The organism is uncultured Maribacter sp. (assembly GCF_947500405.1).
In the GTDB taxonomy this organism is placed as follows: domain Bacteria; phylum Bacteroidota; class Bacteroidia; order Flavobacteriales; family Flavobacteriaceae; genus Maribacter_B.
This window is the reverse complement of the sequence record NZ_CANMRY010000003.1, coordinates 202,810-217,140: the sequence shown is the minus strand read 5'-3', so window position 1 is coordinate 217,140 and position 14,331 is coordinate 202,810. Positions and strand designations below refer to the sequence as shown.

The window sequence follows — 14,331 nt, the reverse complement described above, 5'->3', positions numbered from 1 at the left end:
GTCTCTAGAGACGGTTTTAATAATTTGTGTTTAGGGATTATTTATCCTAAAGCAACGCGCTTAAAGCTTGTTACAGATAAATCTCCAGCAGAAGCAACATATTTAGCAACGTTTATTTTCTCGTCCTTAATAAAATTCTGATCTAATAAGCATTGTTCTTGGTCTAAAGTAGTATTGTCTGCAATAAATCTTTGCATTTTACCAGGAAGAATTTTATCCCAGATTTTCTCTGGTTTTCCTTCTGCAGTAAGCTCTGCTTTTGCAGCTTCTTCAGCTTTAGCTAAAGCTTCGTCAGTTAATTGCGCCATAGAAATATACTGAGGTACGTTTTTAAGAGTTTTTCCTAAACGGCCTAATTCAATATTATCTTTTTCTATAACTGCAATTCTAGCTTCTGTTTCAGAAGCAATATATGCAGGGTCAAAATCTTTATAAGATAAAGTTGTTGCACCCATTGAAGCTACTTGCATAGCAACATCTTTAGCAACTACTTCGTTCTTAGAAGTTAAACCAACTAAAGCAGCAATTTTGTTAATATGAACATAAGTGCCAACATAAGGAGCTTCTAACTTCTCAAAAGAGTTAATTTCTAATTTTTCACCAATTACACCTGTTTGTTCAATTAATTTATCAGCAACTGTCATTCCTCCAAAATCAGATGCTAAAAAATCTTCTTTGTTGTCAAAGTTTATTGCTTTGTCAGCAAGTTCATTTGCTAAAGCAAGAAAGTTTTCGTTTTTACCAACAAAGTCAGTTTCACAACCTAATACAATTGCAACACCAACAGTATTGTCTGCATTTACTTTAGAAACTGCAGCACCTTCAGATGAATCTCTATCTGCTCTTTTAGCAGCAACTTTTTGTCCTTTTTTACGAAGAACTTCAATTGCTTTGTCAAAATCTCCTTCTGCTTCTACTAGGGCTTTTTTGCAGTCCATCATTCCTGCACCTGTAGCTTTTCTTAATTTATTTACTTCTGCGGCGGTAATTTTAGCCATTTTCTTTTATTTTTTTTGATTATGTAAAATAAGACACAATTATTGTATCCGGTTTTAGGGTAATGTTAAATTATAGATATTTTGATGTATCTATAAATTTATTCTACACCACCTTTTACGTTATCTTGCCATTCTTTAAGCTCGTCCCACTTACCATCGGCAGCCATTTGTGCTTGCTTTGGCCAAGAAGTTGGATCTAAATGAGCCATTCTTGAGCTAGCTTCTGTTAAGATTGTTTTAATCTTTTCTGCATCACCTTTAGCTAAATCAGCGAAAGTAACAAATCCAGCATTTACTAGAGCCTCAGCAGCTTTAGGTCCAATTCCTTCTACTTTTGTTAAATCGTCTGCTTTTGCAGGAGCAGCTTTAGCTACAGGAGCAACAGGTGCTTCAACTTTAGCTTCTTCCTTCTTAGGAGTTTCTGTTTTTGGAGCTGCTTCTTTTTTAGGAGCATCTTTCTTTGGTGCTTCTTGCTTGCTAGATTTACGTTCTGCTAATCCTTCTGCAATTGCTGCAGTAACTTGCTCCATAATAATGTCTATAGATTTAGATGCATCATCATTTGCAGGTACTACATAATCAATATCTCTTGGATCACAGTTAGTATCTACCATAGCAAAAATTGGAATATTCAATTTTTGAGCTTCTTTAACAGCAATGTGTTCTCTCATAGTATCTACTATGAAAAGAGCGCCAGGTAAACGAGTCATTTCAGAAATAGAACCTAAGTTCTTTTCTAATTTAGCTCTTAAACGATCTACTTGTAAACGTTCTTTTTTAGAAAGAGTCATGAAAGTACCGTCTTTCTTCATACGATCAATAGAAGCCATTTTTTTAACAGCTTTACGAATAGTAACAAAGTTGGTTAACATTCCACCAGGCCATCTTTCCGTAATATATGGCATGTTTACTTTAGATACTTTATCAGCAACTATGTCTTTCGCTTGTTTTTTTGTTGCAACAAATAAGATTTTTCTACCAGATGCAGCTATTTTGTGTAGTGCCTCGTTAGTTTCGTCTAATTTTGCAACCGTTTTGTAAAGGTTAATTACGTGAATCCCATTACGCTCCATGTAGATGTAAGGAGCCATGTTTGGATTCCATTTTCTTGTAAGGTGTCCAAAGTGTACACCTGCTTCTAATAATTGTTTTACTTCGACTTTCGCCATTTTTGTTTTAGTTTACGTTCTTATGAATTAGCAATACTAGAGTGGTATGCATATGTATGCAAGCCTCTACTATTTAGATGCTAAACTAAATGGGCGATTTTAAAAACCTACCCTTACTTATTACTACTAGAAATGGTAATAAGATTTTTAAGTGTCTCTTTTTTGAGACTTTCAATGAACTAGTTATAAAATATAAAAAAGGGTATTCGAAAGAATACCCTGGTATTTCTGTATTAACGTTTAGAGAACTGGAATTTCTTACGAGCTTTCTTCTGACCAAATTTCTTACGTTCCACCATTCTTGGGTCTCTAGTTAAAAGACCTTCTGGTTTAAGAGATAATCTGTTTTCAGCGTCTACTTCGCACATAGCTCTAGATAAAGCTAAACGAATAGCTTCAGCTTGGCCAGTGTTACCACCACCATAAACATTTGCTTTAACATCATAACTATCAACAGTGTCCGTTAATGCAAAAGCCTGTTTAATTTTGTATTGTAAAGTTGCAGTTGGAAAATATTCTTTTAAATCTCTAGAGTTTATAGTAATATTTCCTGTTCCTTCAGAAAGATAAACACGAGCAACAGCTGTTTTTCTTCTACCAATTTTATGAATTATCTCCATTATTTAAATTCGTTTAAGTTAATAACAGTTGGTTTTTGTGCTTCTTGACCGTGGTTAGGACCTACATTAACTTTAAGGTTTCTGAATAATTCAGCACCTAATCTAGTTTTTGGAAGCATTCCTTTTACAGCCTTTTCCACAATACGCTCAGGTGTCTTAGCTAACATATCTTTTACAGATGTGTGGCGTTGACCTCCTGGGTATTCTGTATAACGACTATAAGATTTAGTATCCCATTTGTTACCAGAAAGGGTAATTTTTTCTGCATTAATAATAACTACGTTATCTCCACAATCAACATGAGGAGTGTAATTTGTTTTATGCTTTCCTCTAAGTATTTTTGCTACTTTTGAAGCAAGTCGCCCTAACGTTTCTCCTTCAGCATCAACCAATACCCATTGCTTGTCTACGGTTGTTCTATTTGCTGAAACAGTCTTATAACTTAATGTATCCACTACTGCTATTTTTTTCTATTATACACTTCTTTCCCTTTAAGAGGGCTGCAAATGTACAACTATTATGTTGAAATACAAATGGTTGTTTCTTATTATTTTTTATTTTTTTATTCCAGTTTGTGAATTTATTGATTTTCCTTTGTTTTATATACGGTTTGTGTTGTTTTATATAGTTCAGGCAGTGCAATATTGTTTGTTAGTTTACGTTTTGTTCTAGTTACCAGTAAAATAAATAACCAAATACTAAACCAATGAAAAAATTAACATTTATTATAATTGCAATGGGTACTCTTTTTTCTTCTTGTTCAAAAGATGCAATATCTGAAAAGGATTCTCTTATTGGAAAATGGGAACTTGTAGAGTTTAATGTAGATGCAGAGGCTGCAGGCACATATTTAAATTTAGCAGAAGATGCTTTAGAGAAACTTATAAAGGAAGATTGCGCTATCGTAACTTTTGAGTTTAAGGAAGATGCAACTTTAGTTAGTGAAAATGCAATTAATTATCTAGAGTTCAATGCAGGTGCTACAGGGTTAATAGTTGATTGTCCAAGTGAAAAGGATATTGAAACTACAACATATACCTATGAAGATGGGGTCTTGCAATTTAAAGATGAAAATGGAGAAGATATTAGAGCAAAAGCTTCAATAGAAGGAGATGTGATGACAGTAGATGCAGAAGGCTTAGATTTACCTAATTTTAATACTAAAGGTGAACTTATATTTAATAGAAAATAAATAAGCTCATTTTAAAATATATAATAAGCTATTAAGAATTTTCTTAATGGCTTATTTATTAATGAGCTTCTAACCAATTGTCTCCTAAACCAACTTCAACATCTAATGGAACTGCTAATGTATAAGCATTTTCCATTTCAGTCTTAATTAAATTTTGTAGTTTTTCTAATTCCGGCTTATAAACATCAAAAACCAATTCATCATGTACTTGCAGTAGCATTTTGGATTTGTAATTGCCCTCTTCAAGTTTTTTGTAAATATTAATCATGGCAATTTTAATAATATCTGCTGCACTACCTTGTATTGGTGCATTTACTGCATTACGTTCTGCTGCGCCACGAACTATAGCATTACTGCCATTGATATCCTTTAAATATCTACGACGACCTAAAACGGTTTGTACATAACCATTATCGCGAGCAAAATTTACTAGCTCACTCATGTAGTTACGTAGTTTAGGGTAGGTTTTGTAATAAGTATCTATAAGTTCTTTTGCCTCTCCTCTAGAAAGGTCTGTTTGGTTACTTAAACCAAAAGCAGATACACCATATATTATTCCAAAGTTTACAGTTTTTGCATTGCTACGTTGCTCTCTTGTAACTTCTTCTATGGGAACATTAAATACTTTTGAAGCAGTAGATGCGTGAATATCTTCTCCATTTTTAAAAGCTTCAATCATTGTGGTTTCTTCACTTAAAGCAGCAATAATACGAAGTTCTATTTGTGAGTAATCTGCTGCTAGTATAGTGTAATCTTTATTTCTAGGTATAAAAGCTTTACGTACTTGTCTTCCTCTCTCCGTTCGGATAGGAATATTTTGTAAGTTAGGATTGTTACTACTTAATCTGCCTGTAGCGGCAACTGTTTGCATATAATCTGTATGCACGCGACCAGTACTTTCTTCAATCTGTTCCGGTAAGGCATCTACATAAGTGCTTTTTAATTTAGCAAGACCTCTGTAATCTAAAACATTTTGAATTATTTCATGGTCTTTTGCTAAATACGATAAAACATCTTCCGCGGTAGAAAACTGACCTGTTTTGGTTTTTTTAGGTTTGTCTACTAGTTTTAATTTATTAAATAAAATTTCTCCTAGTTGTTTTGGGGATGCAATATTAAATTCTTCGCCAGCAGCTTCATATATTTTTGAAACTAGAATATTAATATCATTATCTAAATCTTTAGAAAGAGAGTTTAAGAATGTCTTATCTAAGTTTATGCCTTCTAATTCCATTTTTGCTAAAACATGTAAAAGTGGAATTTCAATATCTTTAAAAAGACCATCTGTTTTAGCTTCAGAAAGTTCTGGTCTAAAGTGTTGCGCTAATTGGTAGGTAATATCTGCATCTTCAACAGCATATTCCGTTTGTTTTTCTAACGGAACATCTCGCATGGATAACTGATTTTTACCTTTTTTTCCAATTAACTCGGTTATAGAAACTGGCGTATAGTTTAAATACGTTTCGGCTAAAACATCCATATTATGACGCATATCTGGGTTAATTAGATAGTGTGCTAACATGGTGTCAAAACAAGGGCCTTTAACTTTTATGTTGTATTTATCAAGAACCTTAATATCATACTTTAAATTTTGTCCAATTTTTTCAATAGCCTCAGATTCAAAAAATGGACGTATCTCCTCTATAAGTTTTTGAGCTTCTTCTTTATTTTCGGGAAAAGGAATATAAAAGCCCTTTGTGGCTTCCCAAGAAAAAGCAATACCTACTAACTCAGCAGTTAGTGGGTTTAAACCGGTAGTTTCTGTATCAAAACATACAGAAGCTTGCTTTATTAAATTTTGAACAAAAAGTTTCATTGCCATTCCTGGAGCAATACTTTGGTAGGAATGTGCAATGTCTTTTATTGTTTTTCTGCTAGATACGGCTTCTAATGTTGCAGGAGAATCTCCGTCGTTTCCAAAAAGAGAAAACTGGCCTTGACCAGCTGGGTTGGCTTTTTTAGGGGCTGTTTTTTCTGTTTTTGATGGGGTTTCTGTGAGGCTTTCTTCTTCTTTTGGAGCAAAAAGCTTTAAGAACTGATCTCTAAGTCTTCTAAATTCTAGTTCTTCAAAAATTTCCTGAACTTTTTCGCTATTAGGAGTAGAGAGCTTATAGTCATCTGCTTTAAAAGTAACATTACAGTTAATATCTATTGTAGCAAGTTTTTTAGAAAGTAATCCTAATTCTCCGTTAGCTTCTACTTTTTCTTTCATTTTTCCTTTTAGCTTATCGGTATTTGCTAAAAGACCTTCCATAGAGTCAAACTGTTCTATAAACTTTTTTGCAGTTTTATCTCCTACGCCTGGCAATCCTGGAATGTTATCACTGGCATCCCCCATCATCCCTAAATAATCTATAACCTGTTCTGGTCTTTGTACGCCAAATCGTTTTTGAATTTCTGGAATCCCCCAAATTTCAATACCATTACCCATGCGAGCAGGCCTATACATGAAAATATTTTCGGAAACCAATTGCCCAAAATCCTTATCAGGAGTAACCATGTAGACTTTGTAATCTTCTTTTTCGGCTTGTTTTGCTAAGGTTCCTATAATATCATCGGCCTCGTAACCTGGTAAAACAACAACAGGGATATCCATAGCATTTAAAATGTCTTGAATATAAGGTATGGCTATACGAATAGCATCTGGTGTTTCGTCTCTATTAGCTTTATATTCGGGGAACATTTCGGTTCTTTCTACACTACCACCTTTGTCAAAACAAACGGCTAAATAATCGGGTTTTTCTCTTCTAATAACATCTAAAAGTGAATTCATAAAACCCATAATTGCAGAAGTGTCCATTCCTTTAGAATTTATTCTTGGGTTTTTTATAAGTGCATAATATCCTCTAAAGATTAATGCAAATGCGTCTAGTAAAAAAAGTCTTTTTTGTTCTGCCATTAGTGTTATTGTTGTAGAATTTCAAAACTACGAATTAATGTGGTAAGGTATAAAATATTGTGTTTTTAATATAAGGTTTTATATCTAGTTTAAGAATGATGTAGATAAAAAAGAGGGATGTTTGTTAAGAAAAAGAAAGGGTTTTAAAAAAAATATACCTATGTTACTTTCTTAGAAAGTTTTACAAAGTGGGGGACACGAGTTTAAGTGCTAAAAGAACAGAAGTGTAAAGCGTTAAATAAAAGGTAAAATATTAATAAAGAGTTTTCTAATCAAATACATTTGCAAAAAAATAATAAGAATGATTCGTATAGTACTATTTACATTACTTTATTTAATTTTAGGATTATATGTTGTGCAAGGCTTTAAAACGATAACAAAAAATCCGTGGATAGTTTACCTTTATATTAGTTTGTCTGTATTGGTCTTGCTTAATTTTTTATATCAGTTTGTAATTGTAGAGGGTTCCAGTGGAGCTTTAACTAGGGTGAAAACGTATGCTTTTAGTTTTTTTGTCATACTATTAGTATTTAAGCTGGTGACAGTTATTTTTCTGTTTTCTGAAGATGTTTTTCGTTTTTTATTTGCTACTTATAGTAAGTTTTTTGGTGAAGATAAAGTATTTAGTATGCCCGATAGGCGTAAATTTATAAGCACACTAGCATTAGGTATAGCAGCAATTCCTTTTGGAGCATTGCTTTATGGAATGTATAAGGGGAAATATAACTTTAAGGTTTTAAAGTATGATTTAGAGTATGATGATTTACCAGATTCTTTTGATGGATATCAAATTACCCAAATATCCGATGTGCATAGTGGAAGCTTTGATAATCGTGAAAAGATTGAATATGCTATAAATTTAATTAACGAGCAGAAAAGTGATATTTTATTATTTACGGGTGATATGGTAAATAATAAAGCAGAGGAAATGTATCCTTGGAAAGACCTTTTTTCTACTTTGGAAGCTAAAGATGGAAAGTTTTCGGTTTTAGGAAATCATGATTATGGAGACTATGTTAAGTGGCCTTCTAAAGAAGCTAAAGTAGAAAATCTTAAGGAGCTAAAAAAAATACAAAAGGAGATGGGTTTTCATCTTTTGTTGAACGATAGTAAGTATATAATTAAAGGGGAGGATAAGATAGCATTAGTAGGTGTTGAAAATTGGGGAAAAGGCGGATTTAAAAAAGCGGGAGATTTACATAAGGCTACTTCAAAAATTAATAATAAGGATTTTAAAATATTAATGAGTCATGACCCTTCGCATTGGGAGCAAAAAGTTATAAAACACCCATACCATTATCATTTAACTTTAAGTGGGCATACTCACGGAATGCAATTTGGAATTGAGATTCCTGGATGGATAAAATGGAGCCCAGTTAAATGGCGTTACACCTATTGGGCAGGTATTTATAAGCAGGCAGGACAGTTTATAAATGTAAACCGTGGATTTGGATTTTTAGGATACCCTGGTAGGGTAGGAATATGGCCTGAAATAACAGTAATAACCTTAAAGAAGAAAAAGTTAACATGAATTTAACCTATTGTGTGGCTTGCAAATGCCTATGTATTAGCGGTATTTTAACATTTTTTATTACATTTGGCTAATAATGCAAAGTTAAACATATGTCTAAATTTGGTGAATTAATAGATTTAAACGTTCCTGTATTGCTTGATTTTTACGCAGAATGGAATGATCAATCTACTGCCATGCATGCTATATTAAGAGATGTGGCCGCTGCCTTAGGGGATAAGGGAAAGGTTATAAAAATTGATGTAGATAAGAATAAAGAGCTGGCTCAGGCTTTAAGAGTAAAAGGCTTACCTACTTTGATGATATACAAAAAAGGAGAAATGGTTTGGCGACAAAGTGGCGAGCAAGATGCTAATACACTTATTGGTATTTTAAACGAGTATTTATAAATTCCTCTTATTAAAAACAAAAAGCAAGGTGCATATACACCTTGCTTTTTTATGCTTTTGTTTAAGAATAAAACATTAGTTATTCGCTAACGGTTTGTAAAGTGCTGTCTTTTATTTGTACAGTATCTTTTAAATCAGGATTAGTTGTGTTGGGCTCAATAATAGGTTCTTCTACTATTTCATCTTTATAAAAATGCTGGAATTTATCTATGTATTCATTAAATATTAGCGTTTCCTTTTCGGCCATCTCGCGATCGTTATTAGAGATAAGAATATCTATATTTCTTCTATAAGCTTCCATGTCAGTAATAATTTCATCAATTTTACTATATTGCTCATCTAGCGTAGTGCCAGCATAATAGTCTAAACGTTCTTGGTATTTGGTTTTTAGCTTACTAAATAAATCTCTTGCTTTTGTTGTTTCGCCTACTTTATAGTAGCCATCTACAAAAGGTTCTACAAAAGTATAATACCCAAAGTAATCTACAGGCATTTGTGTAATAGAAAGATCTATTATTTCTTTTGCCTTGTCTATTTTGTTTTCTTGTAATAAAGCTTCTGTAAGGCGTGCTAGATTCCCTCTAAAGGATAGGCCTTGGATTCTTGTTTGTGTATCATGATAAATATCTGAACCAGAATTTCCCCAGTCCCAACTTTTTACTATGGAATACATTAAATCGGTATCTATACGTCCCATGTCAAAAGAATTTTTTCTTTCTGTTTTAATAGGAACTAATTTGTAGGCAAGACCGTCTAATTGTAAATAATCTTTCATCCAAATAAATTCTGCATCGTCAAAACTTCCTCCAGAAAAATAGATAGGCCTTTTCCAATCATTATTGGCTAGAATGTCTAGCATCATCATACTCTTTTTGGTAATAGCAGAAGGTAGTTCAATGTCAATATAATCAACAATTAATGCACTATCTTTTGCTTTTACAAGTCCATTTTCAAGAACATTCTTTTTGTTTACAGGTATCCGTATTTTATTAGTTGGGTAATACACCATATTCTGTGTGTTTTCAGAATGAGCACTAAGGTCTCCACCTTGTTGTTGTAAAATGTATTTTAGTTTAGTACGTGGTTTGTCACTATCTATCCAGTTTATAAAATCTTTTACAGACCACCTGTTTTCTGTCATGCTTTGGTGGTATAATACATCTCTTGAACCCCAACGGTATTTATTGTGAGTAATTTGTGATGGTATAGGGTCGCTTTCATAAGCTTTTCTCTTCATTTGATCTACATACCAATCTGTTTCAAAAAGGCTTGTACATATTATGCGAACATCTGTACGATACTTTTCAATTTCTTGCGCGTACCATAGTGGAAAAGTATCATTATCTCCTATGGTAAATAATATTGCTCCAGCATCTTTTTGACAAGAATCTAAATATGCTTTGGCTGATGATTTTGCAGTAAATTTTCCGGATCTGTCATGATCATCCCAGTTTTGATATGCCATTAATGTTGGTACTGCTAAAAGACAAATAATGGTTATTGCGGGGGCTAAAATTTTTGGGGTTATTAATTTTTTAAGTTCAAAAAATAAACCATATACACCTATGCCTACCCAAATTGCAAAAATATAAAAAGAACCTACAAGGGAATAGTCTCTTTCTCTTGGCTGAAATATATATGGGTTTGTATAGAATTGGATAGCTAAACCGGTGAATAAGAAAAATACAAGTAAGGCCCAAAAATGTTTTGGATTTTTAGAAATTTGAAAAAACAAACCTACAATACCAAGAATTAGTGGTAAAAAAAAGTAAGTGTTTCTTCCTTTGTTATTTAAAACATCAGAAGGTAGGTTTTCTTGACTTCCTAGTCGCCAGCTATCTATAGGGGTAAAGCCGCTTATCCAATTTCCATTGTCATTATATCTACCTTGAATATCGTTTTGCTTACCAACAAAATTCCACATAAAATAACGTGTATACATGTAGTTAAATTGAAACTCTATCATGTATTTAATGTTTTGCCAAACAGTTGGTGGTTGCACCTCTATATATTCACTAAACCTTCTTAGGAAACTAATATATTGTTCGGTATCTATTTCTCCGGTTCTTAATCCTTCTTTAACCTGACTTACGGCTTTTCTTAATTCATCATTAGATTTTGTCATTTTAAAATCTAATGGTCCAAAATAGCGCATGTAGTTTTCGGCGTGTTGTGTACTCCACATTCTGGGTAAAAAGCCAACATGCTTTTCATTTGGCCCAGGTAGCGCATTTTTGTAATGATTTACAATTACATATTTGCCTAAGGCGTAGTCTTTTTCGTATTTTGGTTTTTCATCTCTTTCAGGACCAGCTTCTGCAAAAGCATCAGAATAGTAACCTCCAAAAAATGGACTGTCTACGCCTGGGTATTGTTCTCTGTTGTAATAGGCTAATAATGATCTAGCGTCTGATGGGTTATTTTCATTAATAACAACATTTGCATTAGCTCTTATAGGTAACATTAACCATGATGAAAATCCTAAGAATAAAAATAAAAGACATAAAACTATGGTGTTTGCTGTTATAAAATTGTTTTTTCTAGTATAGTTTAATCCAAAATAGAAAGCCGCAACAAATAATATTCCTATTATTATAGAGCCAGAGTTAAATGGTAGACCTAAATTGTTTACAAAGAAAACTTCTCCCCATCCAAAAACTTTTAAAACATAGGTTAAAGAAAATTTATATACTAACATTAAAATAGCAATGACAACCACATTGGCGATAAGAAAGTTTTTTACAGTAGTTTTTTTGTACTTTTTAAAATAATAAAGTAAACCTATAGAAGGTATAGCCAAAAACCCCATAAATTGAATTCCGAAGGTTAGGCCAACTACAAAAGAAATAAGAATAATCCATTTACTTCCTCTGGGGTTTTCTAAATCATCAGTCCATTTAAGTCCCATCCATAGTAATAAAGCCATTATAAAGCTAGCCATAGAATAGACCTCTGTCTCTACAGCATTAAACCAAAAACTATCAGAATAAGTAAAAGTTAAAGCGCCAACTACACCACTTCCTAAAACAGCAATAGCTTTGCTGTTAGTAAATTTTTTATCAGGATTAATTAATTTTTTAGTTAAGTTGGTAATGGTCCAAAACATAAACAATATAGTAAAGGCACTAGATACACCAGATACAAAATTTACCATACGAGCTATTTGTTCTGGTTCAAATGCAAACATAGCAAAGAAAGCACCTATCATTTGTAGTAATGGAGCTCCAGGAGGGTGGCCAACCTGTAGTTTAGCAGATGTAGCTATATACTCTCCTGCGTCCCAGAAACTACTTGTAGGTTCTACGGTTAAAAAATATGTAATAAGTGCTATAGAGAAAACTACCCATCCTAAGATAGTGTCCCATTTTTTGAAGTTTTTAGAAAACATGTAATTCGAAGTTTTACCTGATGGCGAATTTACTAATTAATATAGATACAAAGGAATAATTTTTATAAACCTTAACAGGCTTTTTACGTATTTTTTAAATTATTATTTAAAAAATGCTTGTGCAAATGAAAGTTTGTTTTAAATTTGCACGCTCTTAATGATTATTGGCCCATGGTGTAATTGGCAACACTCCGGTTTTTGGTACCGTCATTCAAGGTTCGAGTCCTTGTGGGCCAACTAAAGTTTAAGTTTAAATCCTAGCATCCTAGATGTTAGGATTTTTGTTTTTTATATAGATGCTTTTTTGCGTGATTTTTATTGCATAGGTTTGTTTCTGCTTCTGTCATAGAGTACTATGCTTCCTGCTACAGCTACATTTAAGCTAAATTCAGAATCAAATTGAACTAGAAAATGGCAACGTTCCATGGCTTCAATTGTTAGTCCATTGTCTTCTGCACCTAGTAAGTATACACAACGTTTGGGATGAGAAAAGGTTTCTAGGTTTACTGCATTTTTGGTTTTTTCTACGCCAACAATGCGTACTCCTTTTGGTAAGTGTTCAAAAAAATCATCAAAATCTTTGTAATGGTAGTAAGGGAGTGATTTTACTGCATTATGGGTATCGCAGGCTTGATTAGCATATCTTTTTCCGATAGTAAAAATAAAACTAGCTCCTAAATTTTGAGCGGTACGCCATAAAACCCCTAAGTTTTCAGGTGTTTTTCCGTTTTGAATGCCTATTCCAAAAAAGGTCGTTGTAAAATTATCTGGTTGCATTTTTTATAGGGGTTATTCTCCTTTTGAGGCTTTAAGTGTATTGTCTTGGGGTTCCATGTTTTCAATTTCATGGTCATCTGTATTGTTTAGTATGTCTTCAGCTTCATTTCTCTCCATAACTTCTTCATCTATCTCATCTAAAAGCGTATTCATTTTACGTTTGTCTTTAATCATTGCCCAGGTCATAACTAAGCTAGTTGCAATTATTACAAAAAGTAAAATTCCAGATTCAAAAGTTGCTACTTGGGCTTCTTTGGGTATATTGTAAAATAAGAGAACGGTAATAAGACCTCTAGGAGCAATAAAAAGTTGAGGAGTTATGTCTTTCCCTAAAAATAGTTTCAGAATTATAAATCGGATAATATATATAGACACTATAATTAATAAACTTACAAATACTACGGTAAGGTTAAATAATGAGGATAGGACAATTGTTATTCCAAATATTACAAAGAAAAATGTGCGAACAATGAATGCCGTTTCTAGGGTTATGATATGGAGTTCGTGGTAAATTTGATGAATTCTCTCGCTTTCTAGAAATACTTTTGTTTTACCAGGAAAAAACAATTTTACATTAGCAATAACTAATCCAAAGATTAATATTATAATTAGAGAAGATAAGTGCATTTTTTTTCCAATGGCGTAAAGAAGTAGTAGTACTGCTATCAATAAAAATTGTTTAGCTTGACTTTTTATGCGTTGAAAAACAAGGATTATCGCGTAACTAGCTATAAGCGCAATGCTAATAGTTAAAGCAATGTTTCCTGCAAATGCTGTAACACCAGTACCCTCGGAAGGATTTAAGCCTCCAATTAAGAAATAAAACATCATTATGCCCATAATATCAGAGAATGTACTCTCGTAAATATGAAATTCTTTCTTGTGTTCAGATAGTCCGCTAACACTAGGTATAATTATGGCACTAGAAAGTATGGATAGTGGCGTGGCGTAAAGCCAAGCAGACTGAATACTCATGTCTTCAATAAAATAATGTAGTATTAGTGCTGCTACCCATGCAGAGCCTATTAATCCTAGTAAAGCAATGGCGGTAGCTTTTAGTATGGGTATTATTTTACTTTTTTTAAGTTCTAATTCTAATGCGGCTTCTAGAACAATCATAATAAGCCCTATAATTCCTAGGAGTTCTAATGCGCCATCAAAATTTGGTAGATTGGGCATAAAAGATTTTAGGGCGTATTGTAAAATAATCCCAAGTACAATTAACATAAGTACAGATGGGATATTGGTTTTTTTAGAAATTCCGTTAAACCAAAAAGAAAGAACTACAATAAGAGAGGCTCCTATAATTAGGTTGTATGAAGAAAATATTTCCATTATAGTTGGTTAATGTTGGTTTAAAAGTAGTAT

Annotated in this window: 11 protein-coding genes and 1 tRNA gene; 4 read left to right on the top strand and 8 right to left on the bottom strand. The window is 32.9% G+C overall.

Annotated elements, in window-relative coordinates; all coding sequences use genetic code 11:
- Positions 1-41 precede the first annotated feature (41 nt).
- From tsf to rplM, 4 genes are all read right to left on the bottom strand, one after another.
- Entirely contained in the window at positions 42-998 is a 957-nt protein-coding gene (tsf, locus tag Q0945_RS05395; RefSeq protein WP_121063125.1) for a translation elongation factor Ts, read from the bottom strand.
- A gap of 98 nt (positions 999-1,096) precedes the next feature.
- Positions 1,097-2,167 (bottom strand): 30S ribosomal protein S2, encoded by a 1,071-nt coding sequence (gene rpsB / locus Q0945_RS05390; protein ID WP_299431636.1) that lies wholly within the window; start codon positions 2,165-2,167, stop codon positions 1,097-1,099.
- Between the two features lie 233 nt (positions 2,168-2,400).
- Positions 2,401-2,787, bottom strand: coding sequence for a 30S ribosomal protein S9 (gene rpsI / locus Q0945_RS05385; protein WP_121063121.1), 387 nt, complete (start codon positions 2,785-2,787; stop codon positions 2,401-2,403).
- Positions 2,787-3,242 (bottom strand): 50S ribosomal protein L13, encoded by a 456-nt coding sequence (gene rplM, locus Q0945_RS05380; protein WP_299431632.1) that lies wholly within the window; start codon positions 3,240-3,242, stop codon positions 2,787-2,789. Before rplM ends, rpsI begins: the two co-directional genes overlap by 1 nt.
- Positions 3,243-3,493: 251 nt before the next feature.
- On the opposite strand from rplM, the gene Q0945_RS05375 reads away from it, so the two are divergent.
- A complete protein-coding gene (locus Q0945_RS05375; protein WP_299431629.1) occupies positions 3,494-3,979 on the top strand; it encodes a lipocalin family protein in 486 nt (161 codons plus the stop codon).
- A gap of 58 nt (positions 3,980-4,037) precedes the next feature.
- Here the strand turns inward: Q0945_RS05375 and polA are convergent, their stop codons facing one another.
- Positions 4,038-6,878, bottom strand: a complete 2,841-nt coding sequence (gene polA, locus Q0945_RS05370) for a DNA polymerase I (protein WP_299431626.1) — start codon at positions 6,876-6,878, stop codon at positions 4,038-4,040.
- 301 nt (positions 6,879-7,179) lie between these two features.
- Here polA and Q0945_RS05365 point away from each other — a divergent pair, with 301 nt between their 5' ends.
- Both Q0945_RS05365 and Q0945_RS05360 read left to right on the top strand, forming a co-directional pair.
- Positions 7,180-8,409 (top strand): metallophosphoesterase, encoded by a 1,230-nt coding sequence (locus Q0945_RS05365; RefSeq protein ID WP_299431624.1) that lies wholly within the window; start codon positions 7,180-7,182, stop codon positions 8,407-8,409.
- Positions 8,410-8,501: 92 nt separating this feature from the next.
- On the top strand, positions 8,502-8,798 hold the full coding sequence (locus Q0945_RS05360) for a thioredoxin family protein (RefSeq protein WP_121063107.1): 297 nt from the start codon (positions 8,502-8,504) through the stop codon (positions 8,796-8,798).
- Positions 8,799-8,877: 79 nt separating this feature from the next.
- Here Q0945_RS05360 and Q0945_RS05355 read toward each other — a convergent pair whose 3' ends face one another.
- Positions 8,878-12,186 (bottom strand): DUF2723 domain-containing protein, encoded by a 3,309-nt coding sequence (locus tag Q0945_RS05355; protein ID WP_299431620.1) that lies wholly within the window; start codon positions 12,184-12,186, stop codon positions 8,878-8,880.
- Between the two features lie 165 nt (positions 12,187-12,351).
- Here Q0945_RS05355 and Q0945_RS05350 point away from each other — a divergent pair.
- Positions 12,352-12,423, top strand: a tRNA-Gln gene (locus Q0945_RS05350).
- A gap of 78 nt (positions 12,424-12,501) precedes the next feature.
- Here the strand turns inward: Q0945_RS05350 and Q0945_RS05345 are convergent.
- Both Q0945_RS05345 and Q0945_RS05340 read right to left on the bottom strand, forming a co-directional pair.
- Complete coding sequence (locus Q0945_RS05345; RefSeq protein WP_299431617.1) at positions 12,502-12,963, bottom strand: RNA methyltransferase; 462 nt, start codon at positions 12,961-12,963, stop codon at positions 12,502-12,504.
- A 12-nt stretch (positions 12,964-12,975) separates the two neighbouring features.
- Entirely contained in the window at positions 12,976-14,298 is a 1,323-nt protein-coding gene (locus Q0945_RS05340; RefSeq protein WP_299431614.1) for a cation:proton antiporter, read from the bottom strand.
- Between the last annotated feature and the right edge of the window lie 33 nt (positions 14,299-14,331).

Coding starts and splice junctions, on each gene's coding strand:
- rpsI (WP_121063121.1), bottom strand. CDS start 2,787: ATGGAGATAATTCATAAAATTGGTAGAAGAAAAACAGCTGTTGCTCGT.
- polA (WP_299431626.1), bottom strand. CDS start 6,878: ATGGCAGAACAAAAAAGACTTTTTTTACTAGACGCATTTGCATTAATC.
- Q0945_RS05375 (WP_299431629.1), top strand. CDS start 3,494: ATGAAAAAATTAACATTTATTATAATTGCAATGGGTACTCTTTTTTCT.
- Q0945_RS05360 (WP_121063107.1), top strand. CDS start 8,502: ATGTCTAAATTTGGTGAATTAATAGATTTAAACGTTCCTGTATTGCTT.
- rpsB (WP_299431636.1), bottom strand. CDS start 2,167: ATGGCGAAAGTCGAAGTAAAACAATTATTAGAAGCAGGTGTACACTTT.
- tsf (WP_121063125.1), bottom strand. CDS start 998: ATGGCTAAAATTACCGCCGCAGAAGTAAATAAATTAAGAAAAGCTACA.
- Q0945_RS05345 (WP_299431617.1), bottom strand. CDS start 12,963: ATGCAACCAGATAATTTTACAACGACCTTTTTTGGAATAGGCATTCAA.
- Q0945_RS05365 (WP_299431624.1), top strand. CDS start 7,180: ATGATTCGTATAGTACTATTTACATTACTTTATTTAATTTTAGGATTA.
- Q0945_RS05355 (WP_299431620.1), bottom strand. CDS start 12,186: ATGTTTTCTAAAAACTTCAAAAAATGGGACACTATCTTAGGATGGGTA.
- Q0945_RS05340 (WP_299431614.1), bottom strand. CDS start 14,298: ATGGAAATATTTTCTTCATACAACCTAATTATAGGAGCCTCTCTTATT.